This window comes from Bradyrhizobium sp. CCGB01, from assembly GCF_024199795.1.
Lineage (GTDB): Bacteria > Pseudomonadota > Alphaproteobacteria > Rhizobiales > Xanthobacteraceae > Bradyrhizobium.
Map to the genome: position 1 here is coordinate 7,765,155 of NZ_JANADK010000001.1, position 25,007 is coordinate 7,790,161.

Sequence of the window (25,007 nt, forward strand, 5' to 3'; positions counted from 1 at the left end):
TACCCGGCGCGTTACTTGGCGCCGCCGGCCAGCAAATCGTCGAACTCCTTCAACGCGGCGGATGCCTGCTTGCCGCGGCTGTCGAGCCCGCTCGCCCATTCCTTGCCAACGCCCTTCAGCTTGTCCTTCATCTCGGCGCGCGTCGCGTCGGGGAGCGGATCGAAGCTGACGCCCTCGTCCTGCATCTGCTTCTTGGTGACTGCGCCTTCCTTGTCGACGTCGGCGCAGGCCTTCGGCGTGATCGCTTCCGAGGCCTCGTTCATCGCTTTCTTCACATCATCGGGCAGCTTGTCCCAGACCGACTGGTTGATGGAATAGGCGACGATGAAGCTGCCGAAGCTGACGCCTTCGGTGGCGTGCTTGACCAACTTGTCGAGGCCGTAAGACACGACGCTGTCGAGCGGGAACAGCAGGCCGTCCATGGTGCCGCGCGACAGCGACTCATAGGCATCGGGCGCGGCCATGCGCACCGGAACGGCGTTGAGCGCGCGCAGCGTCAGGTCCTGCGCGCCGCCCGTGGTACGCAGCTTCAGGCCCTGCATGTCCTTTGTCGTTTCAACCTTCGACTTGATGGTCCACACCTGGTAGGGCGGCAGCACCACGGCCATCAGCAGCTTGATCTTGTTCGGTGCGTATTCCTGCTTGGCCAGAATGCCTTCGCGCGCAGTCTTCCAATAGGCGAGCGTGCCCTGGCAGCTGGTCGCGAACGCGCCCGGTAATTGCGCGACTTCCGACAACGGCATCTTGTCGGAGACATAGGATGGTCCGATGTAGCCGATGTCGACCACGCCGGACTGAGTCAGCCGCAGCATGTCGGCGGCCTTGCCGATCTGCTGGTTCGGATAATAGGTGAAGGTCACCGCGCCATTGGTGCGCTTGGTGACGTCGTCCATCCAGGGCTTGAGCATCAGGCGGACGAGATAGTGCCCGGCGGGGAAGGAGTCCGCGACCTTGAGCTCCAGCGCCTGCGCCGAAAACGTCGAGACCGGCAGTGCGAGAGCGAGCACGGCGGCAGCGCGGACCAGATTTGTCTTCATTTCATTCTCCCTGACGCGTCCCACGCCGAAGGCGACAGCCTATTGCTGCGGCACCATTCAGCCCTCGCTCCATTTCTTGCTTGAGGAAGATGTACATATATGTGAATTTATCTGTCAAGTATATGAACTACGCATGCGGCTATGCGCTCCCAGTTCATGTCCACGAATTGACACCACAGATTTATGAATTCTAACTCCACATATATGAACTCACCCAACGAGGCCCCATGGGACCGCTCGCCGGCTTCACCATTCTCGACCTGACCTCGGTGCTGATGGGGCCCTACGGCACCCAGGTGCTGGCGGACATGGGCGCGGATGTCATTAAGGTCGAAAGCCCCGAGGGTGACATCGTTCGCCAGATCGGTCCCGGCCGCACGCCCGGCATGGGCGGGATGTTCCACAACGCCAATCGCGGCAAACGCAGCATCGTCCTCGACCTCAAGAAGAAAGAAGGCCGCGACGCCTTGCTGCGGCTCGCCAAGCGCGCCAACGCGCTCGTCTATAACGTGCGACCGCAGGCGATGGCGCGGCTCGGCCTCGACTACGAAACGCTTGCCGCGGTCAATCCCGCCCTCGTCTATGTCGGCGCGTTCGGCTACGGCCAGTCCGGCCCCTATGCCGCAAAGCCCGCTTACGACGATTTGATCCAGGGCGCGGCCACCATTCCGACGCTGCTTGCTGCCGCCGGTGACGGCACGCCGCGCTACGTTCCCGTCACCATCGCCGACCGCATCGTCGGCCTGATGATGGTCAATGCGCTTCTAGGCGGACTGATGCACCAGCAGCGTACCGGCGTCGGTCAGCGCATCGACGTGCCGATGTTCGAATCGATGGCGGAGTTCGTGCTGGTCGACCATCTCGGCGGCCTCACCTACGATCCGCCGCTCGACCATGGCGGCTATGCGCGACTGCTCTCGCGCTATCGCAAGCCTTACAGGACCAGCGATGGCCATCTCTGCGTCCTGATCTACAACGACAAGCACTGGCGCAGCTTTTTTGAGGCGATCGGACAGACTGAGTTCTTGCAGCAGCCCCGCTTCGCCAACCATGCCTCGCGCACGAAGCACATCGACGAGATCTATGAGGAGATCGGCCACATCTTCCTCACGCGCACGACGGCGGAATGGCGCGAACTGCTGGAACGCGCCGACATTCCGGTGATGCCGATGCACACGCTGGAGACGATTCTGGACGATCCGCATCTCAACGCGGTCGACTTCTTCAAAACCGTCGATCACCCCGTGGAAGGCCGCATCCGCCAGATGCGCGTGCCCTCGACCTGGAGCGTGACCCAGCCGGAAGCCGCCGGTCCCGCGCCGACGCTGGGCCAGCACGGCCGCGACATTTTGCGCGAGGCCGGCTTCTCGACGGACGAGATCGATCGGCTCGCAGAGCAAAAGGCAATTCACCTGGCCGCGCCGCCCTAAAGCCAGCGCGGGCCAAATCGCAACGACACAGGGAGGAAACCGCGATGGCCGGACTTTATTTCGAAGATTTTTCCGTAGGCCAGGAGTTCAGGCATCCGCTGACCCGGACGGTCACGGAGATGGACAACACCATGTTCAGCCTGCTGACGCTCAATCCGCAGCCGCTGCACATCGACGCCCATTTCTCTGAGAAGACCGAGTTCGGCCAGCGCATTTTCAACAGCCTTTACACCCTCGGCATCATGATCGGCATGACGGTCTATGATACGACCATGGGGACCACCGTCGCCAATCTCGGCATGACCGACGTCACGTTTCCGAAACCGGTCTTCCATGGCGACACGCTGCGGGCGACGACGAGGGTGCTTTCGTTGAGGGAATCCAAATCGCGCCCCAGGGCGGGCATCGTCGAGTTCGAGCACCACGCCTTGAACCAGAACGACGAGATCGTCGGAAAATGCCGCCGCATGGCGATGATGCACAAGAGGCCGGTCTGATGCGTTCGATGCTGTTCGTGCCGGGCGATTCCCCGCGCAAATTCGAGAAGGCGAGCGAAGGCCGGGCCGATGCGCTGATCATCGATCTCGAGGATTCCGTCGTCACCGAGAAGAAGGAAGAGGCGCGCGGGCTGACGCTCGCGATGCTGAAGGGCCGTCCCGGCCCGCACCAGCTCTATGTCCGCGTCAACGCGCTCGACACCGGCATGACGCTCGCCGATCTCGCTGCGGTCATGCCCGGCCGGCCGGATGGCATCGTGCTGCCGAAATCGCAAGGCGGCGACGACGTGCGGCAGGTTGCCACCTGGCTCGAAGCGCTGGAAGCTGCATCCGGCATCACGGTCGGCGCGACGCGCATCGTCTGCGTCGCGACGGAGACCGCGAGCTCGATCTTCGGCCTCGGCAGCTACAAGGGCTGCTCCCCCCGCCTCGCCGGCCTGATGTGGGGCGCGGAGGATCTCTCGGCCTCGCTCGGCGCCACCGAGAAGGCCTCGGGCGGCGTATTCCACAGCCCCTATCGCCTGGCGCGCGATCTCTGCCTGATGGCGGCGGCCGCGGCCGAGGTTGCGCCGATCGACACGGTCTATACCGACATCGACAACCTCGCGGGCCTCGAGCAGGAAACGCGCGCGGCGCGACGCGACGGTTTTTCGGCGAAGGCGCTGATCCATCCCAAGCACGTCGACGTCGTCAATGCGGCGTTCGAGCCGACCGAGGCCGAGCGCACCTGGGCGGAGAAGGTGATCGCGGCGTTCGCGAGCAATCCGAACTCCGGAACGCTGCGTCTCGACGGCCAGATGATCGACAAGCCGCATCTTCGCGCCGCGAAGAAGATCCTCGGCCAACCCTAGAGCAGGACGCAAAGCCCCGCCATGATCGTTCGCCAAGCCGCAAACGTCCTGGAGATCATGGAATTCTTCGCGCAAACGAGGAAGCCGGCGACGCTTGCCGAGATCGCCGATCATTTCGGCTGGCCGCGCTCGTCGACCTTCAACCTGCTCGCGACGCTATCCGAGAAAGGCTATCTCTACGAGCCGCGGCCGCGCGCCGGCTTCTATCCGACGCCGCGGTGGCTGGCGATGGCGCGGATGATCTCCGAGGTCGAGCCGCTGCCGCCATGGACGCACACGCTGATCGCCGATCTCTCCGCCGAAACCGGAGAGACCGCGTCCATTGTCGCCCCCGCCGGCGTCATGGCGGTGTTCATCGATGTCGTCGAGTCCCAGGCCGCGATCCGCTATTTCGCGACCATCGGCCACCGCGTGCCGATCCACGCCACCGCGAGCGGCCGCGCTCTGCTGCTGCAATATTCGCAGGAGGAGCGCGACTCCGTCTATCGCAAGATCGAATTCAGGCAATACGGCCCGTCGACGCCGATCAGCATCGAGGCCGTCGAGACCGAGCTGCGCAACTCGATCGCGCGCGGCTATTGCCAGAGTTTTGCGGATTACAGCCGCGATCTCGCCGGCGCTGCGATTCCCTTGCCGATTGGCGACCGGCGTCTCTCCGTCGTCGTCGCCGGTCCGGAGTTTCGCATCGGCCCGAAGGTGCCGGAGGTCGCCGCGCTGATCGCGCGGACCGTCGACCGGCTGCGGCCGAAGACAGCGGCGTAGGATAGCTTCAGTCGAAGCCCTGAACGGGTGGCGCCGAGGTCTGCGCCGGCACCACTGGAGCAGCTTGAACGGGCTGCACCGCAGGGGCGGCCTGAACCGGCGGAGTGCTGGCAGCTCTTATCTGGCCGTTGGCGGCCATCGCCTCGCGTGTGCGCGGCGGGGCGCCATTCGCGGCCGGGCGATACGCCTCGCGGCGCGGCGGCTGCCGATGTCTGGCCGAATGCGAATCTCTCGCGCCCCAGGACCGGGCGATTGCTGGCCCCGCGGTGTAGCCGATCACCGCGCCCGCCACGGCGCCAACCGGACCCAACACGACGGCGCCCGACACGGCTCCCACCGCTGCAGCGCCGGCGCGCTCCTGCGCGACGGCGGTTGCGGGCACCGCAGCCAGCATCAAGACGGCAGTGATCAGAGCTTTCTTCATCGGAGCGCCTCCCATACGGGAGATCAGTCTTACTCAAATATGGCCGCACGAGGTTTGTTCATTGCCCAACACGGGGCAATCGCCGATGGAACTCCGGCAATACGAAGGCGAGTTCCCGGAGGAGACAGACCGGCTACGGCGCGACCTTGTCGCCGGTGAATCCGTTGCCGTCGAGCGCGCGCCGCACCGTGCCGTCCGCCTTGGCGTCGTCGAGGAAGTGCGCGGCCCAGACCTTCGCTGCGGCCTTGCCCTTGGGCACAACCACGACGACGCCGGTCGACTGGATCACTTCGTCAAGCACTTTCGTTCCCGGCAGCTTGCGCGAGAGATCTTCCAACGCGCCCATGCCCATCGCGAGCGCATCGAGCTCGCCCTTGCCGATCAATTCGGCTGCCTCTTCCGGCTTGACGAACTTCGTCAGCTTGGCCTGCTTGATCGACTTCTCGACCGTGCGCGATGTCGATGTCCCCTCGATGCAGCCGACGCGCGCACCGGCGCGATCGACATCCGCAACGGAATGGATGTCCGATCCGGCGCGCACGAGATAGCCGCTCATATAAGCGACGTAAGCGGGCCCCTGGTCGACGAACTGCTCGCGTTTGACGTCCGCCGGCATGAAAGAGAGATCCCAGACGTCGTTGCTGCTGACAGCCGCGATCTCGTCGGAGCTCTGGTATTCGACGAGCTGCAGCGGCACGTGCAGCTTGTCTGCGGCAGCCCGGGCGAGCTCGACGGTGACACCGCGCGGTTTGCCAGTCGAAGGATCGCGCGTCGTCCAGAACGCCGACGCAGCGGGGCCGACGGCCACCGCCACGCGGAGCGTTCCCGTCGGCGCGATGTCGGCGGGGCCTTCGGCTTTTGCGTCGGGAATACCGATCGTCGCGACGACCAGGCTCAACGCAGTCATCAAGCTATGCCGCCGCACCGTGCGCCTCCAGGGTTGAACGAGCTCCGACCGAACGGTGGTGCGCTCCCTCGCCCCGTTCTTGCGGGGCGAGGCAAAGAAAGCTGCCGCCGCTAGACGATCTTGATCGACATGTCCGGCAAGCCCTCGAGCTTGCACAGCAGCACGTCGCCCTTCACCACCGGGCCGACATTCTCCGGCGTACCCGAATAGATGATGTCGCCGGCCTTCAGCTCGAACGCTTCCGACAGTTTTGCGATCTGCTCGGCGACGCTCCAGATCATCTTGCTGAGATCCGAGTTCTGCTTCACGGTACCGTTGATCGCCAGCGAAATCGCGCCCTTCTCGAAATGGCCGGTCTTGCTGGCCGGGTGGATCGGGCCGATCACCGCGGCGTGGTCAAAGCTCTTGCCGATCTCCCAGGGCTTCTTCTCCGCGGCCATGCCGTTCTGGAGGTCGCGCCGGGTCATGTCGAGGCCGAGCGCGTAGCCATAGACATGGTCGAGTGCCTTGTCGGCCGGAATGTTGGTGCCGCCCGATTTCAGCGCGGCGACCAGCTCGACCTCGTGATGATAGTTCTTGGTCAGCGACGGATAGGGATGATCCGCAATCTGGCCGATCGCGACGTTCTGGATCGCGTCCGTCGGCTTCTGGAAGAAGAACGGCGGCTCGCGGTTCGGATCGGAGCCGCGCTCGATCGCGTGCGCGGCGTAGTTGCGCCCGATGCAGTAGATGCGGCGGACCTGGAACACACTCGTTTCGCCCACGATCGGGATCGTCACCATCGGCACCGGGAAGATCGGCTTCGGTCCGGCCTGCGCCGCCGCCGGCGTTGCGTCGGCGATGCCTGCTGCCGTCATCGCTGCTGCGGCCGTGAGCACGCTCCGTCGCGTGGTTTTTGTCATGGCTTCACTCCCTGATTTCGCCGTTTCTTGTCGGAACGCCAGTCATAGAACCAAACGATGGGCGGGCCAACAGCCCGCCCCGTACGCCTTAAGTCGCGACGCGATCGAAGAACTCGCGAACTTTTCGCGCGCAGACATCAGGGTCCGTGGCAGCCACGTGATAGGAATCGCCGGGCAGTACTTCGAGCTTCGAGCCCGGGATCGTCTCCTGCCACGCCTTGACGGAAGCGACGTCGCCGAGCCCCGAGCCAGTCGTGGTGATGACCAGCGCCGGGCGCTTGATGGAGGGCAGCTCGCCGGTCACGTCGACGGTCGGAACCATCTGGAGGAACGCCTCCAGCGTCGAGGCCTTTGTCTTCGACATCAGCTTGATCCACCAGTCGAGCGCCGGCGGCGGCAGCGACGAGCCGAGCCGGCCGGCCGTGGTCTCGCGGACCCAGGCCTCCACGCCCTGCTCGCGAATCTGCTTGCGCCAGGTCGGCGCGCGCTCGTTGAACGAGGTGAGCGAGGCCGGCGCGCCGACTGCGGCGACCGCGATCACACGGTCGGGATGCTTGGCCGTCAGATGCATCGCCAGCGTGCCGCCGATCTTGCCGCCGACCAGGAAGACGCGATCGAGCTTCAGCGCGTCCAGCATCCGGATGATGTCGTCGCCAAGGCCGGCGAAGCGATAGATGTAATCGCCCTGCATCGGCGTCGAATCGCCATAGCCGCGCAAGTCAGGGCGCACCACGAGATGATGCGTGGCGAAATACGGCACCCAGCGCCGGAACGCCTCGCCGCTTTCGGCGAGCCCGTGCAGCATCACGACCGGCGGTTTGGTGTCCCAGGGCAGGAGATAGTCGTCGATGCGAACCGCAAGCTCGCAATCCTCGCTGACGCCGATCTTCCGCAGTTCGCTAGCCATCAGATACACCTCGTTCCACCGCCATCGACATTGATGCAGGTACCAGTAATGAAGGACGCGCGGTCTGAACAGAGGAACGCAACGATGCCGGACACCTCGTGCGGCTGTCCGACGCGGCCGAGCGGAACCGAGGCGATGGCGGCGGCATTGGTCGCGCCTTGGTCCTGACCCGAGATCGCGGCTCCTTGCGAGATCAGGCTGTCCCAGCGATCGGTCTGCACCGGTCCGGGATTGACGCCGGTGACCAGCACGTTGTCAGGCGCGCATTCCTCGGCGAGCGCCAGCGTGAAATTCAGCAGCGCCGCGTTGACCGCGCCGCCCGCCATGTAGGCCGCGCGCGGCTGGTGCCCGCTGCGGCCGATGACGTTGATGACGCGGCCCCAGCGGCGGTCCCGCATCTCCGGCAGAACGTTGCGCGCGCAGCGCATGTAGCCGAGCAACTTCAGCTCGATCGACTTGGCCCAGGTCGCATCCGGCGTCTCGGCGATCCGTCCCATCGGCGACGCGCCAGCATTGTTGACGAGGATATCGACGCGGCCGAAGGCCTCGCGCGCAGTGTCCATGGCGCGGACGATGTCGTCCGGCCTGGTCATGTCGCCGGCACAGGCGATCACGCGCCGGCCTGTGTCCCGCGAAATGTCCTGCGCCGAGGCCGCCAGCCGTTCGGCGTCGCGCGCGACGATGACGACATGCGCCTGCTCGCGCGCGAGCTCGGCGGCAATGGCACGGCCGATACCGATGCTGCCGCCGGTGACGACGGCAACCTTGCCACCCAGATTCAGATCCATGACGCTACCCTCATCCGCTAATCGACGGTGGCGCCGGAGGCCTTGACGAGCTTGCCCCACTTGGCGGTTTCGTCGGTCATGAACTGCCCGAACGCCGGACCGAACACCGCGCCGGGCTCGGCGCCGAGCTCGGCAAGGCGCTTCTTGACGTCAGGCATCTTCAGGATGGTCTCGAGCTCGCCGCTCAGCTTGGCGAGCGCAGGCTCCGGCGTCTTGGCGGGAGCCACCAGCCCGAACCAGGACGAGGCCTCGAAACCGGGCACGGTTTCGGCAACCGTCGGCACGTCGGGCAGCGCTTCCGCGCGCTTGGCGCCTGCGACCGCGATCGCGTTGATGGCCTTGCCCTGCACCTGCGGCAGCACCGCCGGCATGTTGTCGAACATGAAGGGAATCTGACCCGCGAGCAGATCGTTCATCGCCGGCGCTGCCCCACGATAGGGCACGTGCACGATGTCGATACCGGCCATGCTCTTGAGCAGCTCGCCCGCGAGATGGTTGGTCGAGCCAATGCCCGACGAGCCGAAATTCAGCGAACCGGGCTTCGCCTTGGCCAGCGCGATCAGCTCACCCACGTTCTTCGCCTGCACCGAGGGATTGACGACCAGCACGATCGGCACCGAGGCAATCAGCGCCACCGGCGCAAAGGCTTTCGCCGGATCGAACGGCAGCTTCTTGTAGAGGGAGCCGTTGATCGTGAGCGGAGGCGGTGCAGTCAAAAGCAGGGTGTAGCCGTCGGGCTCGGCGCTCGCGACCGTCTCGGCGCCGATATTGCCGCCGGCGCCGCCGCGGTTCTCCACCAGGAAGGTCTGGCCGTTCCGCTCGGTCAGCTTCTGCGCAACGATGCGGGCGATGATGTCGTTGGACCCGCCGGCCGGGAACGGCACGATGATCTTGACGGGTCGGGAGGGGTAGTCCTGCGCACCCGCAAAGCCGGAGAACAGAACGGCCGCGCAGGCGGCCAGAACGGTGCGTCGCATAACCCCGCGCATGGGCACTTCCTTGATGTTTGTCTTGTTGTTGATTGGTTCATCACGCCGTCAGCAATGGCCTCAACTTGCCGACGTCGTCAAGCCGTTCGAGATTGCCGATCTGATCAATCAGCCTCTCGGCCTTGTCACTGCCCAGAACCGGCGCAATCAGGTCCCGCGTCTTGGCTGCCACGGCCTCCGTACTCAGCGGATTCTCCTTGGTGCCGGGCGGATATTTCGTGAAGTGCTCGACCTTCCTGCCATCGGTCAATGTCACCTCGACGACAGCACCACGCGGTGCGGCCGGGTCCATCAGCCCCTTGTCGCCGGCCAGCGTCACCTTGTCGCGCTGCTCCATGATTTTTGGATCATGCATCAGCGCGACGTCGTGACTGTCGTTGAACGACACGGCGCCCTTGACCAGCGCGACAGCCACGAGGTGCTGGCAATTGACGTCAGGCATCGCGCTCTCGCCCACAATCCCCATCGCATCGGTCGGCAGCTTGACCAGGACATTACGGACGTTATCTGGCGTGAGGCTGTGTTGCTTGCGCAGCGTCAGCATGGCGTCCAACGGCGACTGGATCGGGTAGCCGACCGAGAAGGTCTTGATCGCCGTCTCCGTGACGTAGAAGCGCTTGCCGAGGTCCCTCACCATCTCCTCCGGCTTCGGATCGGTCGACAGCGCGATGAAAAGATTATGCGTACCGTCGAGCACGTCGTCGACGCCGGTCAGGCCCGTCTTGACCATGTCGACCGCCATCACCCCGTTGCGGGCGCCCATGCCGGCGAAGTCGAACGCCTTCTCGATATGGTCGTGATCCTTCACCCAGCTCCACAGGCCGGAGACCTGCTGCGAGGAATAGGAGATCGCGTAGCGCATGCCCTTCTCGTCGAGCCGCGCCAGTGAAGCGGCGGCACCGAGCGCGCCGAAGGTCGATGACGTTCCTTCCGCGCTCCGGTGCGAGCCACGGACGAGATCTGGACCCAGCGCCATCAAGAGACGGCAGGTCAGGTCGTAGCCGAGCGCGACCGCGCGAATGAATTCCTGCCCGCTGCGATGCTCGCGTTCACCGAAGGCGAGTGCGGCCGGCACCACCGAGCATCCCGGATGCGCCTTGGTGACGGGCTCGAAATCATCGGTCTCGTCCGCATGCGCAAACATCGCGTTCGCCAGCGCCGCGTTGACCGCGGTGGTCCGGAAATCGGAGCCGATGACGGACGCCTGCGCATCGCCGCCAAGCGTGCGGACGTATTTCAGCGCCATCTCGCCCGGCTTCATGCGCGAGCCAGACACCATCGCGCCGAGCGTATCGAGAATGCGGTGCTTGCATTCGCGCAGCACCTGCTCCGGCAACTCCTGATCGCGCGCGGCAACCATGTAGCGGGCGAGGCGCTCGGTCACACCGGGCCCCGCTGCAAGAACCACACGGCCGCCGGTAGCGGCGAGAGCTGTAACCAGGCCGGCGGATTGCAGGAAACGGCGGCGTGACGGCATGCTTCTATCCCCTCGCGGTCAGGACGCGACCGACATCTTTGCGATCTCCGCCGCGTCAGGCAGGGTCTCGACGTTCCAGCAGGCGTCCATCACGCGCCGGATCGTCGCGGCAGGAATGATGCCGTCGGCAAGGTCCGAGAACTTGGTCTCGAGCTGCTTGTCGGTCATCGGAACTTCAACGCTGCCGATCGCGTGCTCGATGTAGCGGTTGAGCTTGCGGCCGTCCTTCAGCACGATGGTGAGATCGACCTGCTCCGGCTTGATGCCCGGCGTGATGACCGGGTTCACTTTACCGCGTAGCGCGACGATGGTCGGATCGGTCACGGCCCGGTCGCTGAACTGCTTCTCGCCGCCGGCGCCCTCGACGATTGCCACCGCAACCGCATGGTAGATGCTGAACTTGCCCTCGAGGCCCCGGCTTGGTGTCTTCTTGCCGGTCAGTTCCAAAACCAGCGGGTGAACCTTGAGGTCGATGCGCTCGATCTGGTCCGCGGTCACCTTGCTCTCGTTGCGCAGCTGGACCGCGGCATCGATCGCGGGATGCATGACAATGCCGCAGGCGAACGGCTTGTAGGTGTTGAGCGCGGCTTCATAGCGCTTGCCGAGGTCGCCCAGGATCTCGTTGTAATCCTGCTTGGTGCTGATGGTGTTGGCCCAGCCGCGCTTGGCCTCGATCATGGCATCGGACGAAGTGAAATTCTTCGAAGCAAGGATCGCCGCGAAGATCCCGCTGGAGGCGGCACGACCTGGATTGAAGCTCTTGTTCATCGAGCCGAAGGATTCGCGCAGACCCACCGGCTGAGATGCGGCAAGGCCGAGCGCCCAAATCATCTGCTGCTCGTTCAGCTTGAGCAGCTTGCCGACCGCCGCGGCCGAGCCGAACACGCCGGCCGTGCCGGTAATGTGCCAGCCGACGTCGTAATGGTTCGGATAGACCGAGTTTCCGATCCGGCACTCGGTCTCGACGCCGAGCACCAGCGCGTTCAGGAATTCCCTGCCCGAGACCGGCTGCATTTCCGAGAATGCGAGGATCGCTGAAGCGACCGGACCGGCAGGATGGATGATCGTCTTCAGATGGGTATCGTCATAATCGAAGATGTGGCTCGACACGCCGTTGATGAAGGCCGCGTTCATGATGTCGAACCGCTCGCGCCGCCCGAACAGGGACGCCTGCTGCGGTCCGGAGAAGGGGCCGAGGGCCGCGACGGCGATGTCGACCGTCTCATGGTGCGAGCCACCGATGGCGACGCCGACCCAGTTCAACAGCGTGCGCACGCCCTCCTTGCGCACATTTGCCGGCAGGTCGTCGTATTTCGCGGTGACCAGATAATGCGCCAGTGCGCGCGTCACCTCCTTGGGTGGCGCGGCCGCGGGCGTTGCGGCCGGAACCTGGGCGAAGGCGGTATTCGCGCCGACAGTCGCGAGCGGCAGCGCGGCGGCTGCCTGAAGCAGGGTCCTGCGATCAGTGGGCATAGGCGGCCTCCTTGACCTTCATCGATGCCAGTTGTGCTGCGAGCCGGACCGCGCTTTCGAGCGCGCCGGTCTTGGCGACGCCCGTGCCGACGATATCGAACGCCGTGCCGTGCGACGGTGTGGTGAAGACGGTCTCGAGGCCGGCTGTGACGGTGACACCGCGGTTGAAGCCGCGCAGCTTGGTCGCGATCTGGCCCTGGTCGTGATACATCGCGACCACGCTGTCGAACTCGCCCGCAAAGGCGCGAATATAGACGGTATCGGCGGGATAAGGCCCGGTGCAGGCGATGCCCGTCTTGGCGGCGGCTTCGACGGTCGGACGGATCATCTCGATCTCGTCGCGGCCGAACAGGCCATTCTCGCCGGCATGCGGATTGAGGGCCGCAACCGCGATGCGCGGCTTGGCAACGCCGGCCTTCTTCATCATCCGGTCGACCAGTTCGATCGCATCAGTGATGCTCGCCGGATTGATACCGTCGAGCGCCTCGCGCAGCGACTGGTGCCCCGTGACACGCGACATCCACTGGCCGTCGAGCACGTTCATCTCGGAGAAATAGGTCTTGTGGCCGAGCAGGCTCGCGAACATCTTGTGCTCGTCGGGAAACTTCCAGCCGCCGTCGAACATCGCGCGCTTGTTGAGCGGCGCGAAGGTGATTGCGTCGACATCGCCCGCCTTGGCGAAGTCGATCGCGCGCGACAGCGTCTCGCCGGTCAGCCGGCCGGATTCGGCACTGGCTCTGCCGATCGGAAATTTTGTGGGATCGGTATTGCCCAAGTCGACGAGCTGCACCGTACCGCGGCCCCAGCTGGCGGCCTTCGGCGAGGCGATCCGCTCGACCTTCAGTTTCACGCCGGCATGTTCCATGCCCATCTCGAGCACGCGGGCATCGCCGACCACGACGAGACGCGCGGCGTCGGCGAGCCGGTTATCGGAGAGGATGCGCGCGATCTGTTCGGGGCCGATGCCGGTGCAATCGCCGGGGGTCAGCGCGATGACGGGCAGTTCACTGGTGTTGGTAGCCATATTGGAAGCCTTGGATCCTTACTTCGCTTGTTGGATTTGAACGGCGGACCGGGTCCAGTCCTCGCGGTTGAATTCCCCGTCCCATTTCGCGACCACGATGGCGGCGACCGCGTTGCCGATGGTGTTGGTGATGGCGCGGGCCAGCGACATGAAACGGTCGATGCCGAGCAGCAGCGCCAGGCCTTCAGCCGGCAATCCTGCCGCGATCACCGTCGCAGCCAGCGCGGCGAACGCGCCGCCGGTGACGCCGGCGGCGCCCTTGCTGGTGAACAGCATCACCACGAACAGACTCAATTGCTGCGCAGCCGTCAGCTCGATGCCGTAGACCTGGGCGACGAACATGGTCGAGAGCGGCAGCGTCAGCGCGACGCCGTCGAGATTGAAGGAATAGCCGGAAGGAATGACGAGGCCGGCGACCGCCCGCCCCACGCCCGCCTTCGGCAGCTTCTCCATCATGCCGGGGATCGCGGTCTCCGACGACGAGGTGCCGAGCACGACCAGCAGCTCGTTGCGCAGCAACCGCAGGAGATCCATCAGGCGGATGCCGGCGAGACGGCAGATCGTGCCGAGAATGACGAAGATGAAGAAGGCCATCATCGCCCAGGCGGTGCCGACCAGGAGCGCCAGCGCATAGAGCGTGGCGGCGCCGAATTTTGCGACCGTGAAGGCCATTGCGCCGAAGGCGCCGATCGGGGCCAGCGCCACCACAACGTGGACGACGCTGAACACGAGCTCGGTGATCCGCTCCAGCCCTGTCCGCAGTGGCGCGGCCTTTTCGCCGAGCAGCAACAGGCCAATGCCGCACAGAAGCGCGAGCACGAGCACCTGCAGCACGTCGCCGGCCGCGAATGCGCCGACAAAGCTCTCCGGGATCATGTGCTGGATGTAGGCCGACAGCGATCCGACATGGGCCTGCGAATAGCGGGCAACGGTCTCGGCCTGCTGCGCCGTGGCATGCGCCACGCCCGCACCGGGCTGCACCCAGCGCACCACGACGAAGCTGATCAACAGGCAGACCGTCGTCACCGCCTCGAAATAGGCAAAGGCCTTGAGCCCGATGCGGCCGACCGCCTTCATGTCGCCGACCTGGGCGATGCCGGTGACCACGACCAGGAAGATCAGCGGCGCTATCGTCATCTTGATCAGCGAAATGAAGCAATCGCCGAGCGGCTTCAGCTCGACCGCAAAGGCCGGAAACAGGGCGCCGAGCAATGCGCCAAGCGCGGCGCCGGCAACCACCAGGACATACTGCTCGCGCCAGAGCGGCTTGCGGCGCCGTTCGGAAATCGGCGCCGGTATGGGCTCGGACAGCGGTGTTGCGGCGATCTGCAATTGATTCCCTCCAACGCGTCATTGCGCCATGCGGCGTGGCGCCTTGTTCTGGTTTTGTGATGGCATTTACATTGGACCAGCAGCGCCCGAGGCGCTAATGCCGTATCGGTATGATTTGAGGACGAAACCGCATCATGGACCTGGTCTGGCTGGAGGACTTCCTTGCCATCGCCGAGGAAGGCGGGTTCTCACGCGCCGCCCAACGCCGGCACGTGACCCAGCCGGCGCTGAGCCGCCGCATCAGGTCACTCGAGGAGTGGCTAGGCACGCCACTGTTCGAACGCTCGACACATACGATCACGCTGACGCCGGCCGGTGAGAGCTTTCGGCCCGTTGCCGAAGACGTCCTGCGCAGGGTTCTGGTCGGACGCGAGGAAGCGCTCGAGGCGGCGCGGCTGAAGGCCGAAACCATCACCTTTGCGGCCACGCATGCGCTGTCGCAGGCCTTCTTCCCGGAATGGATCCGCAGTTCCGACAGCGCGCGGGCGGACTCCGCCGTACAGCTGGTCGCCTCCAATTTTGCCGGCTGCGAAAAACTGCTGCTGGATGCGCAAGCCCACTTCCTGCTGGCCCATCATCATCCGTCGCTGGTGACCCGGCTCGACATGGAGCGCTTCCAGCGCTTCGAGCTGTCGAACGATCTCCTGATCCCGATCAGCGCGCCGATGACGAAGCCATCGCGCGGCGCGCGCCGCGGCAACGCCAGGCCGCGCTACGTCCTCCCCGGCACGGCCGATGCGCCGCTGCCCTATCTCGCCTATCACCCGGGCTCGGGCGTGGGGCGGATCGTTACGTCGTTTCTCGCCGTGAAAGAGCCGTCCGCGTTTCTCGTTCCGAGCTTCGCCGCGCCGGTCATGCTGCTGGTCGACATGGCACGCGAAGGACGCGGCATCACCTGGGCTGCGCAGAGCCTGGTTCAGGCCGATCTCGACAGCGGCCGCCTGATGCGCGCCGGCGGGGCGGAATGGACCATCGCCATCACCGTCTCGCTGTTCCGCCCGCGCGCCCGCATGACCCGCGCGGCCGAAAATTTCTGGAATACGGTTCGCAAGGGTCGGCCGGCTGGAAAATCCGCCGCCGCGCCGCGAGCCAGATGACGACGACCAGGCCCGCCCGGCTTCTTTGGCCGCTTTGGCGGCGCATATGGCTGGTGGGCCTTGCCGCTACCGCGGCGGCGAGCGCCGCATACGCCGGCGACATCTCCGTTGCGCCCGGCGAGCTCAAGGCGATCGGCTCCATCGATCCTCGCTTTCAGTCCTACAATATCGAGATGGTCGAGGTGACCGGTGGGCGGTTCTGGAGGCCTTATCCGCGCGCCGGCCGTGCCTTCGATCAGCGCGATCGCTATAGCTTGAGGACTCCGATCAATCTTTCCAACCGACGTCTGCGCATGCTCGCAGCCGCCCTGGCGCCGGCTTATGTTCGAGTCAGCGGGACTTGGGCCAATGCGACGTTCTTCAACGATGCGGAGACCGTACCGGCCAAGCCGCCAGCCGGCTTCAACTCCGTGCTCAGCCGCGACCAATGGCATGGCGTCATCGACTTTGCGCGCGCGGTCGATGCAGAGATCGTCACCTCCTTCGCCATCAGTCCCGGCAGCCGCGATGGCGACGGCGTGTGGAAGCCGGACCAGGCGCAGCGCCTCCTCGATTTCACGCACTCGCTTGGCAGCCACATCGCCGCCGCCGAGCTGATGAACGAGCCGACGCTCGCTGCCACGAACGGTGCGCCGTCTGGATATGATGCAAAGGCTTATGGCCGCGACTTCAGGGTCTTTCGCGAATGGATGCAGCGTGCCGCGCCACAGACGCTGATCGTCGGTCCCGGCTCGGCTGGCGATGCGCCGTCATCGTCCGGGCCTGGCATCACCACGCGCGATCTGCTCGCGGCATCCGGCCCCGGCGTCGATCGCTTCTCCTATCATCACTACAACACGGTCTCGCCGCGCTGCGGCGGCCGCGATGATCCCGCACAGGCGCTTTCAGAGGAATGGCTGGCTCGCACCGACGTAACGCTCGCGACCTACCGGTCGTTGCGCGACGCATTCGAGCCGGGCAAGCCGATCTGGTTGACGGAAACGGCGGATACGGCCTGCGGCGGCAGCCGTTGGGACAAGTCGTTTCTCGACACGTTCCGCTATGTCGACCAGCTTGGACGCCTGGCGAAGGCCGGCGTCCAGGTGGTGATGCACAACACGCTGGCCGCCAGCGACTACGGCCTGCTCGACGAGGGCACATTCCGGCCGCGACCGAACTACTGGGCTGCGTTGCTCTGGCACCGGCTGATGGGGACGATCGTGCTCGATGCGGGCGCAGCCGCCGCGCCTGGCCTGCATCTTTATGCCCATTGCCATCCGGCGATGCGGGGCGCGGTGTCCGTGCTTGCCGTCAACATATCACGGCGGACACCGCATGCTCTGACGGCGCCTGGCCCCGCGGAGCGATACACATTAGATGCCGCGCGGCTGCAAGGCGCGAGTGTAAGGTTGAACGGCAAAACGCTCGCGCTGAACGCCGGTGACGAACTGCCTCGGCTCGCACCGCGCGCAACACAAGCGGGAGCGATCCGGCTTGCGCCGGAGACCATCACCTTCCTGGTGTTTCCGAACGCCGCAAATCCCGCCTGCCAATAGGGCCCCTCACGACCTCAGCGCGTCCCGCGCCGTTTCCGGCGCCATCAGCGTTGCAACGATGGTGATGATCGACAGCGCGATGATGTAGACCGAGACCGCCCAGTACGAACCAGCCCATGCCAACAGCGCGGTGGCGATCAGCGGTGAGAAGCCGCCGCTGAGCGCGGCCGCGACGTTGGCGCCGAGCGAAGCACCGCTGTAGCGCACCTGGGTGCGGAACAGCTCCGGCATGAACGCCGCCTTCGGCCCGAACAGCAACGCGTGTGTCAGCGTCATCGTGACGACGAGCGCGAATGTGATCAGCGCCGGCTCCTTTGTGTCGAGGAACCAGAACAGCGGAAACGCCAGCGCTACCGAGAACACGCCGCCGGCGAGATACAGCGCCTTGCGGCCGAAGATGTCGGAGAGCCAGCCGGCGAGCGGCAGCGTCGCGAACTCGACGATCGCGGCATAGACCACCGCGTTCAGGATCACCTGGCGGGGCAAACCGAGTTTCGTCGTGGCGTAGACCACCGTGAAAACGGTGAGGAGGTAAGCAAGCCCGACTTCCGACACCGTGATGCCGATCGCGAGCAGGAAGCTGCGCCAGTCGCGGCGCAGCACTTCCAGCACCGGCTGAGCCAGCACTTCCTTGCGCTCCACCACTTCCTTGAAGTGCGGCGTCTCCGCAAGCTTGAGCCGCACAATGAAGCCGACGCCGACGAGCAAAATGCTGATCAGGAACGGCACGCGCCAGCCCCAGCTCAAAAAGTCCGCCTCGGGCAGCTGCGTCATCAGGCCGAAGATGCCGGTGGACGCCGCGACTCCGACGGGAAAACCGATCTGCACCAGGCTGCCGTAAAAGCCGCGGCGATTACCGGCATGCTCGATCACCATCACGACCGCGCCGCTCCATTCGCCGCCAAGCCCGATGCCCTGGATGAAGCGCAACATGACGAGAAAGATCGGCGCCCAGACGCCGATCTGGCTGTAGGTCGGCAGGCAGCCGATCAGGAAGGTGCCGAGCCCCATCGCGATCATGGTCGCGACCAGCATGGTCTTGCGGCCGAGCCGGTCGCCATAATGCCCGATAATCGCGCCGCCGATCGGCCGCGCCACGAAGCCGACCGCATAGGTCGAGAATGCCGCGAGCGTTCCGACAAAGGGATCGAAGCTCGGGAAGAACAGCTTGTTGAACACGAGCGCGGCGGCCGTGCCGTAGATCAGGAAGTCGTACCACTCGATCGCGGTGCCGAGCGCGCTCGCCCACACCACGTGCGCCGTCGTCGATTTCTCCGCCGAAGCGGAGACCCCCGTTGCTGCCGTCATGCCAAGCCCCATGAATTCCAGACGGCATCATGGATAATCGTGCAACTGGTTGCAACCTGCCCGCGTGTTGGTTTCCCCGTTCTCAGCACTCGGTCATTCCCCGCGAAAGCGGGGAATCCAGTACGCCGCGGCTTCTCGGCTCAATCTCAACCATCTCTGGAATACTGGATCGCCCGATCAAGTCGGGCGATGACACCGAATGTATGGCGCGTCTGTTCCTTGCCCGGCACTGCTCTACGCACCCCCATTATTCGCTATTGACAAACTCATTTGCCAATATCTAATCTGCCGCCAGAATAACCAGCCGCGCCAAGCGGCCATTGAGAGAGGGAACGACGATGAGAGGGTTTTTGGCCTGCGCCATGCTCGCGGCCATGACTTCGGCTGCCATGACCACAGTTGCGAACGCGCAAGTCTCCGACGACGCAGTGCGGATCGGCGTACTGACGGATCTGTCGAGCTGGGGTCGCGACAACAGCGGGCCGGGCTCGGTCGAGGCGGCCAGGATGGCGGTGGAGGAATTCGGGCCGACCGTGCTCGGCAAGCCGATCGAGATCATCAGCGCCGACCACCAGATGAAGACCGACGTCGGCGTGCAGATCGTGCGCGGCTGGTTCGACAACGGCAAGGTCGACGCCGTCGTCGACATTCCGAACTCAGGCATCGCAATCGCCGTGCACAACATGGTGCGCGAGCGCAACAAGATCGCGCTGCTCTCCGGCCCCGGCGCAAGCTCGCTGACCGACGAGCTGTGCAGCCCGAACACCGTGCACTTCACCTACGACACCTACGCGCTATCCAAGGTGACGGCCTCCGCCGTGATCAAGGAAGGCGGAAAGTCCTGGTACTTCATCACCGCGGACTACGCCTTCGGCCAGCAGCTCGAGAAGGATGCAACGCGTTTCATCAACGAGATGGGTGGCAAGGTCCTCGGCGGCGTGAAGCATCCGACCAACACCGCCGACTTCTCCTCCTTTGCGCTCCAGGCGCAGAGCTCGAAATCCGACGTGGTCGCCTTCGCCAATGCCGGCCAGGATACAGATAACGCGGTCAAGCAGTCCGGCGAGTTCGGCCTGGTCCAGGGCGGCCAGAAGCTCGTGGGACTGCTGATGTTCGACACCGACGTGCACGCGATCGGCCTGAAGTCCGCGCAGGGCACCTACATGACCACGGCGTCGTACTGGAACATGGACGAGGCGACGCGGGCCTGGTCGAAGAAGTTCTACGAGCGCACCAAGGTGATGCCGACCATGATCCAGACCGGCGTCTACGGCTCGGTGCTGCATTATCTGAAAGGCATCAAGGCCGCCGGCACCGACGATCCGGCCAAGGTGATGGCCAAGATGCGCGAGCTGCCGATCGAGGATACTTTCGTCCATGGCGGCAAGTTGCGCGAGGACGGCCGCGTCATCCGCGACATGTACCTCGCCAAGGTGAAGACGCCGGAACAGTCCAAGGAGCCTTGGGACTATCTCGACATCGTCAAGACCGTGAAAGGCGAGGACGCCTTCCGCCCGGCCTCCGAGTCCAAATGTCCGTTGTTGAAGAAATGAGGCCAGCATGACCGGCAACGAGCATAGCGCAATTGAGACTTACGAGTGCGATGTGCTCGTCGCCGGATCGGGCGCCTCCGGCATGTCGGCCGCGATCACCGCGCGCTACCGCGGCCTCGACGTGCTGATCGTCGAGAAGGAGCCGCGCTTCGGCGGCACCACCGCACGTTCCGGCGGCTGGCTGTGGATTCCCGGCACGTCGCTGGCGAAGGCCTACGGCATCGCCGAGACGCCGGAGCAGGCCCGCACCTACTTGCGGCACGAAGCCGGCAACAACTTTGATGCCGCGCGGGTCGATGCGTTCCTGACCGCGGGCCCGGAGGCGGTGGATTTCTTTACGAGTAAAACGGCGCTGCGCTTCGACATGCCGCTGGTGTTTCCGGACTATCACGCCGAAGCGCCCGGCGGCACGCAGGGCGGCCGCTCCATGGTGACGCGACCGTTCGACGGCCGCGAGCTCGGCGACCAGATCAAGACGCTCGGCATGCCCCTGCCCGAGCTCACCGTATTCGGCATGATGCTGGGCTCCGGGAAGGAGATCATCCATTTCATGCGGGTGACGAAGTCGCTGACTTCGGCGGTCTATGTCGCCAAGCGACTGTCGCGTCACCTGATGGACGTGCTGCGCTACGGCCGCGGCATGACCTTGACCAACGGCAACGCGCTCGCCGGACGGCTCGCAAAATCCGCGCAGGACCTGAAGATTCCGATGTGGCTGTCCTCGCCGGTGCGCGAGCTGACGGTCGAGAATGGCAGTGTGACCGGCGCGATCGTTACCCGAGAGGGACGCGATGTACGCATCCGCGCGCGGCGGGGCGTCGTGCTGGCCTGTGGCGGCTTTCCGCACGATGTCGAGCGGCGCAAGAAGATGTTTCCGCACGCGCCGACGGGCCATGAGCATTTTTCGCCCGGACCGACCGGCAATACCGGCGACGGCCTGCGCCTTGCGGAGAGCGCCGGCGGACATGTCGAGGACCGCCTGCCGAACGCGGCGGCCTGGGTGCCGGTGTCGCTGACGACGCGCAAGGACGGCTCGAAGGGCGTGATGCCGCACTTCATCGACCGCGCCAAACCCGGCGTGATCGCGGTGATGCGCGACGGCAAGCGCTTTGCCAATGAAGGCAATTCCTATCACGACTTCGTCCAGGCCATGATCAAGGCCGCAAAGCCCGGCGAGGAGATTGCGGCCTTCCTCGTCTGCGACCACCCGACCCTGCGCAAATACGGGCTCGGCTGCGTACCGCCCTTCCCGATGCCGCTGGGGCACCACTTGAATACCGGCTACCTCATGCGCGGCGATACGCTGGACGCGCTCGCGGCGAAGGCCGGCATCGATGCGAATGCCTTCGCCGAAACCGTCAAGCAGTTCAATGCGACCGCGCCGCAGGGCCATGACGCCGCCTTCGGCAAGGGCTCGAAGGCCTATAACCGCTACCAGGGCGATGCGCTGCACGGTCCAAACCCCTGCGTCGCGCCGATCGAGAACGGCCCGTTCTACGCCGTCAAGATGGTGATCGGCGATCTCGGCACCTATGCCGGCATCGTCACCGACGAGAACGCACGGGCGCTCGATGCGGAGGGTCGGGTAATTCCCGGGCTCTATGCCGCCGGCAACGACATGGCGAGCATCATGGGCGGCAACTATCCCGGCGCCGGCATCACGCTTGGGCCGGCGCTGACCTTCGGCTACATTGCCGGCCGCCATCTCGCCGACAGCGCCGCCAGGCGCAACGCGGCGTAAGCCACACGCCAGGAGACGCATGAAGAGAGAAAGCCGCGGCATCCAGTCGATCGAAGTCGGCGGAGAATTGCTCCGCGCGCTGGCGAGATGCGGCGAGCCGATGATGCTGCGGGATCTCGCGCGCGAAGCCGGCATGACGCCGGCCAAGGCGCATCCTTATCTGGCCAGCTTCTCCCGTATCGGGCTGATCGAGCAGGACGAGACCACCGGCCGCTACGAAATCGGCGCGCTGGCTCTGGAACTCGGCCTGATCAGTCTGCGCCGTCTCTCCGGCGTGCGCATCGCACGTCCCAAGATTGCGGCGCTGGCGAGCCAGATCGGGCACGCGGTCTCGCTCGCGGTCTGGGGCACGCACGGCCCGACCGTGGTGCAGTTGGAGGAGCCCGGCCAGCCCGTGCACATCGTGATGCGTGCCGGCTCGGTGATGGCGCTCCTGGAGACGGCGACGGGGCGCGCCTTTGCGGCCTTCCTGCCCGAGAAGACCATCAACGCCGCGCTCGAAAGCGGCCTCGACCGTCACGGCGTCGGCTACAATCCGAAGCGGGCAGTGAAAGGCGTGAAGGTCGCCGAGATGCTCACCGAGGTCCGCAAGCACGGCCTTGCGCGCGCGCTCGGCGATCCCCTGCCCGGCGTCAATGCCTTCTCGGCGCCTGTGTTCGACCATTCCGGCCATGTCGCGCTGGTGATCACCGCGATGGGGCCGGAAGGCACTTTCGACGCGCGCTGGGACAGCCCGATCGCGCATGCGCTGCGAGATTGTGCGGGTGGAATTTCGAAGCGGCTGGGTTATGGGATGACGATCGCGGCGGAGTGAGGCGCCGCTAAAGCGGCGCCACCCTCACCTCTTCCGCGGAGATCGATCCGCTGTCGACGACCAGCGCGACGGCGCCACCCGTCAATGGCAGCTCACGGGCATCCTGCACGCTGAACAGCTTCTTGCCGTCGACATGGGCTTCGATGCCGGTACCGACCACGCGCAGCTCGACCTTATACTTCTGATCGAGCTGCCAGGCGAAGCGCTCGCTCGCGAGCACAACCTCGTCATGCAAGCGCTTGACCAGGCGCACGCGGCCGCCCTCGGCGCGATCGAACATCAGCGCATAGTATCGCTCGCGCCCTTGCACGCGCGCGGCGAGGCCCCAGGCATTCGCCAGCAGCGGCGCGATCTCCGAGGTTACGCGATAATCCTTCCAGTCGCGCGAGCCCTGCGCGATGAAGCCGATCCCGTCGCCATTGGTGACGCGCAGCCCCTCCCAGCGGGTCTGAAACTGGCTGACATTGTTGACCCAAGCGTGCTTCCACATCGTGCTGAGATTGTTGTCCGGCCGCTTTAGCACCGTATCGGCCGCGCCGCCCCAGGTCAGGTAGTCCAGATACAGCGTGCCGTCGACGCCGAGCGGATCGGGCGTCTCGATCTCGATGCCGATCTCGAAGATCGGATAGGAGTGCGTCTCCGGCACCTGCCAGCTCAGAACGGCCTCGCAGCCGCCGGTCAGCTCCTGCGCATCGCCATAGATCTGTACGAGTTCGTCGTGCTCGTCATAGACGCTGGCGAACAGGCGCGCGGTGACCGTGCCGCCGTCCGTTTCCGACTCGAGCCGGCACTCGACGCGCTGCCCGGAATAGAGCGTCGGACAGGTCACGAGCTGATAGGTCGGCATCGTAAACACCTCCTTGTCGAAGAAGGTGGGGCTGGCGATGCGCGCGACGCGCCCGGGCGCAAGACGGCGGAAGTCGATCGCAAGGCTGCGCTCGCCGGTGCGGCTATGGCCGGCGACGTTGCTGAGCTCGACCTCGTGCAGCCGCGCCGGCGATCCGCCCTTGGCATGGAACCCCTGCAAGCTGCCCGGGAAATTGAAGTTGAAACGCGCGCCATTCTTGGCCACGGCGAGCGCCGGTGCGCCCGCGAGCGCAAGGCCCGCCGCGACCAGAGACTGCGTCTCGATCACGGCGTCGGTGATCGCGGCGCCGCCGTCGGCGGTCGAGATGTACATGCGATCGGCAATCGGCGTGCGGAAATCCGGCCCGGCATCGAGGCCGGCAAGGCCGGTGCGGATGCCGAACAGGCAGCCGACATTGCCGGCATTGCAGTCGGTGTCCCAGCCGGCCGTATTGGCGATGCGCATCGCCTCCTGAAAACTGTTCTTGCCGTACAGCGTCGCCAGGATGATCAGCGCATGGTTGGGCACGACGTGGCAATTGCCGAGGAATTTATCGTAGCCATAGCGCTCGGCAATCAACGCGCGGGTGCGTTCCCAGTCATTGCTGTTGTCGCCGGCGTGCCAGTCGCGGACGTCGTTGACGACGCGCCGGATCAGCGCGTCCTTCGGCACGAAGCCGAGGCCGACATCGATCAGCTTCTGCACGTCGCGCTCGACGAAGGCCTGGGCCTCCATGGCCGCGAGCAGCTTTGCGGCATGCACGGATTCGCCGTCATGGCTGACGCGGCCGGCCTGGTCGGCGAGATAGGCGGCCTGCTCGGGATTGCCCGGGCTCACCATCGCCCAGCCGTCGATGAAGATCTGCGCGCCGATCTGCTCGGCCACAGTCGTGCCGTTCAGCTCGATCGAGCCGCTTTGGGGGGCGGGAATACCGGACTTCAGGCGGAGATAGGCGGTGTGCTCAGTGGAATTGCCGATGCCGCCCCACCACAGCACGGCGCGCTCCTCGACGATGTAGTTCAGCCAGGCCTGGCCGACCTGCTTGGCGGTCAGGCGCTTGGGATAGCCGTTGTCGGCGAGCGCGCGCGGAAAGGCGAAGGTACCGGAGACGTCATCGTCGGTGACGACGAGATGGTGCGAGCGCAGCGCGACATCACGGCGCTCGTTGACGTAATAGTTGATCGGCCCGAGCTCCTGCATGATGCGCTCATAGGTCCAGCCCTCGAAGGGACGGCCGAGATAGACGCCGATGAGCTTGCCGAGCACGCCGGCATAGACGCGCTCCGCGTAATCATGAGGAATAGAGGTCACT

General features: G+C 65.2%; 21 protein-coding genes and 1 pseudogene. 9 read left to right on the forward strand and 13 right to left on the reverse strand.

The features are described 5' to 3' along the window. Positions 1-11 precede the first annotated feature (11 nt). The gene (gene dctP / locus NLM25_RS36525; protein ID WP_254140121.1) at positions 12-1,037 is read right to left on the reverse strand and encodes a TRAP transporter substrate-binding protein DctP; all 1,026 of its coding nucleotides are present in this window, start codon (positions 1,035-1,037) and stop codon (positions 12-14) included. A gap of 227 nt (positions 1,038-1,264) precedes the next feature. On the opposite strand from dctP, the gene NLM25_RS36530 reads away from it, so the two are divergent. The 4 genes and pseudogenes from NLM25_RS36530 to NLM25_RS36545 all read left to right on the forward strand — a co-directional run bounded on the left by NLM25_RS36530 (position 1,265) and on the right by NLM25_RS36545 (position 4,577). Then, complete coding sequence (locus NLM25_RS36530; protein WP_254140122.1) at positions 1,265-2,467, forward strand: CaiB/BaiF CoA-transferase family protein; 1,203 nt, start codon at positions 1,265-1,267, stop codon at positions 2,465-2,467. Between the two features lie 29 nt (positions 2,468-2,496). After that, positions 2,497-2,964, forward strand: a pseudogene (locus tag NLM25_RS36535) (MaoC family dehydratase); the annotation flags it as partial. Beyond that, positions 2,964-3,815, forward strand: a complete 852-nt coding sequence (locus NLM25_RS36540; RefSeq protein WP_254140124.1) for a CoA ester lyase — start codon at positions 2,964-2,966, stop codon at positions 3,813-3,815. The pseudogene NLM25_RS36535 and the gene NLM25_RS36540, both read left to right, overlap by 1 nt. Positions 3,816-3,836: 21 nt before the next feature. After that, complete coding sequence (locus NLM25_RS36545) at positions 3,837-4,577, forward strand: IclR family transcriptional regulator (RefSeq protein ID WP_254122693.1); 741 nt, start codon at positions 3,837-3,839, stop codon at positions 4,575-4,577. A gap of 7 nt (positions 4,578-4,584) precedes the next feature. Here the strand turns inward: NLM25_RS36545 and NLM25_RS36550 are convergent, their stop codons facing one another. The 10 genes from NLM25_RS36550 to NLM25_RS36595 form a co-directional block, all read right to left on the reverse strand. Continuing rightward, a complete protein-coding gene (locus NLM25_RS36550; RefSeq protein WP_254122694.1) occupies positions 4,585-5,001 on the reverse strand; it encodes a hypothetical protein in 417 nt (138 codons plus the stop codon). A 133-nt stretch (positions 5,002-5,134) separates the two neighbouring features. Further along, positions 5,135-5,908: a transporter substrate-binding domain-containing protein gene (locus NLM25_RS36555; RefSeq protein ID WP_254140125.1), complete on the reverse strand. Its 774-nt coding sequence runs from the start codon at positions 5,906-5,908 to the stop codon at positions 5,135-5,137. A gap of 110 nt (positions 5,909-6,018) precedes the next feature. Beyond that, positions 6,019-6,810 carry a fumarylacetoacetate hydrolase family protein gene (locus NLM25_RS36560; protein WP_254122696.1) on the reverse strand — a complete coding sequence of 264 codons (792 nt, stop codon included), beginning with the start codon at positions 6,808-6,810 and terminating at the stop codon, positions 6,019-6,021. An 88-nt stretch (positions 6,811-6,898) separates the two neighbouring features. Next, on the reverse strand, positions 6,899-7,717 hold the full coding sequence (locus NLM25_RS36565; RefSeq protein WP_254140126.1) for an alpha/beta fold hydrolase: 819 nt from the start codon (positions 7,715-7,717) through the stop codon (positions 6,899-6,901). Then, positions 7,717-8,505: an SDR family NAD(P)-dependent oxidoreductase gene (locus NLM25_RS36570; protein ID WP_254140127.1), complete on the reverse strand. Its 789-nt coding sequence runs from the start codon at positions 8,503-8,505 to the stop codon at positions 7,717-7,719. Before NLM25_RS36570 ends, NLM25_RS36565 begins: the two co-directional genes overlap by 1 nt. 17 nt (positions 8,506-8,522) lie before the next feature. Continuing rightward, a complete protein-coding gene (locus tag NLM25_RS36575) occupies positions 8,523-9,494 on the reverse strand; it encodes a tripartite tricarboxylate transporter substrate binding protein (RefSeq protein WP_254140128.1) in 972 nt (323 codons plus the stop codon). A gap of 40 nt (positions 9,495-9,534) precedes the next feature. Then, positions 9,535-10,971, reverse strand: a complete 1,437-nt coding sequence (locus NLM25_RS36580) for an MmgE/PrpD family protein (protein WP_254140129.1) — start codon at positions 10,969-10,971, stop codon at positions 9,535-9,537. 18 nt (positions 10,972-10,989) lie between these two features. Further along, entirely contained in the window at positions 10,990-12,444 is a 1,455-nt protein-coding gene (locus NLM25_RS36585) for an MmgE/PrpD family protein (protein ID WP_254140130.1), read from the reverse strand. Continuing rightward, positions 12,434-13,468 carry a PdxA family protein gene (locus NLM25_RS36590; protein WP_254140131.1) on the reverse strand — a complete coding sequence of 345 codons (1,035 nt, stop codon included), beginning with the start codon at positions 13,466-13,468 and terminating at the stop codon, positions 12,434-12,436. Before NLM25_RS36590 ends, NLM25_RS36585 begins: the two co-directional genes overlap by 11 nt. An 18-nt stretch (positions 13,469-13,486) precedes the next feature. Next, a complete protein-coding gene (locus NLM25_RS36595) occupies positions 13,487-14,800 on the reverse strand; it encodes a cation:dicarboxylate symporter family transporter (RefSeq protein ID WP_254140132.1) in 1,314 nt (437 codons plus the stop codon). A gap of 134 nt (positions 14,801-14,934) precedes the next feature. Between NLM25_RS36595 and NLM25_RS36600 the strand changes: the two genes are divergently transcribed. Both NLM25_RS36600 and NLM25_RS36605 read left to right on the forward strand, forming a co-directional pair. Next, the gene (locus tag NLM25_RS36600) at positions 14,935-15,897 is read left to right on the forward strand and encodes a LysR family transcriptional regulator (protein ID WP_254140133.1); all 963 of its coding nucleotides are present in this window, start codon (positions 14,935-14,937) and stop codon (positions 15,895-15,897) included. 53 nt (positions 15,898-15,950) lie between these two features. Then, a complete protein-coding gene (locus NLM25_RS36605) occupies positions 15,951-17,432 on the forward strand; it encodes a hypothetical protein (protein WP_254140134.1) in 1,482 nt (493 codons plus the stop codon). A 6-nt stretch (positions 17,433-17,438) separates the two neighbouring features. Here NLM25_RS36605 and NLM25_RS36610 read toward each other — a convergent pair whose 3' ends face one another. Then, positions 17,439-18,740, reverse strand: coding sequence for an MFS transporter (locus tag NLM25_RS36610; protein WP_254140135.1), 1,302 nt, complete (start codon positions 18,738-18,740; stop codon positions 17,439-17,441). A 338-nt stretch (positions 18,741-19,078) separates the two neighbouring features. On the opposite strand from NLM25_RS36610, the gene NLM25_RS36615 reads away from it, so the two are divergent. From NLM25_RS36615 to NLM25_RS36625, 3 genes are read left to right on the forward strand one after another with little or no spacing between them, the layout of a single operon-like run. Continuing rightward, on the forward strand, positions 19,079-20,293 hold the full coding sequence (locus NLM25_RS36615; protein ID WP_254140136.1) for an ABC transporter substrate-binding protein: 1,215 nt from the start codon (positions 19,079-19,081) through the stop codon (positions 20,291-20,293). A gap of 7 nt (positions 20,294-20,300) precedes the next feature. Beyond that, on the forward strand, positions 20,301-22,034 hold the full coding sequence (locus NLM25_RS36620) for an FAD-dependent oxidoreductase (protein ID WP_254140137.1): 1,734 nt from the start codon (positions 20,301-20,303) through the stop codon (positions 22,032-22,034). Between the two features lie 19 nt (positions 22,035-22,053). Beyond that, positions 22,054-22,848 carry an IclR family transcriptional regulator gene (locus NLM25_RS36625; protein WP_254140138.1) on the forward strand — a complete coding sequence of 265 codons (795 nt, stop codon included), beginning with the start codon at positions 22,054-22,056 and terminating at the stop codon, positions 22,846-22,848. Positions 22,849-22,855: 7 nt separating this feature from the next. Here NLM25_RS36625 and NLM25_RS36630 read toward each other — a convergent pair whose 3' ends face one another. Beyond that, complete coding sequence (locus tag NLM25_RS36630; protein WP_254122709.1) at positions 22,856-25,006, reverse strand: ADP-ribosylglycohydrolase family protein; 2,151 nt, start codon at positions 25,004-25,006, stop codon at positions 22,856-22,858. Position 25,007: the final 1 nt, after the last annotated feature.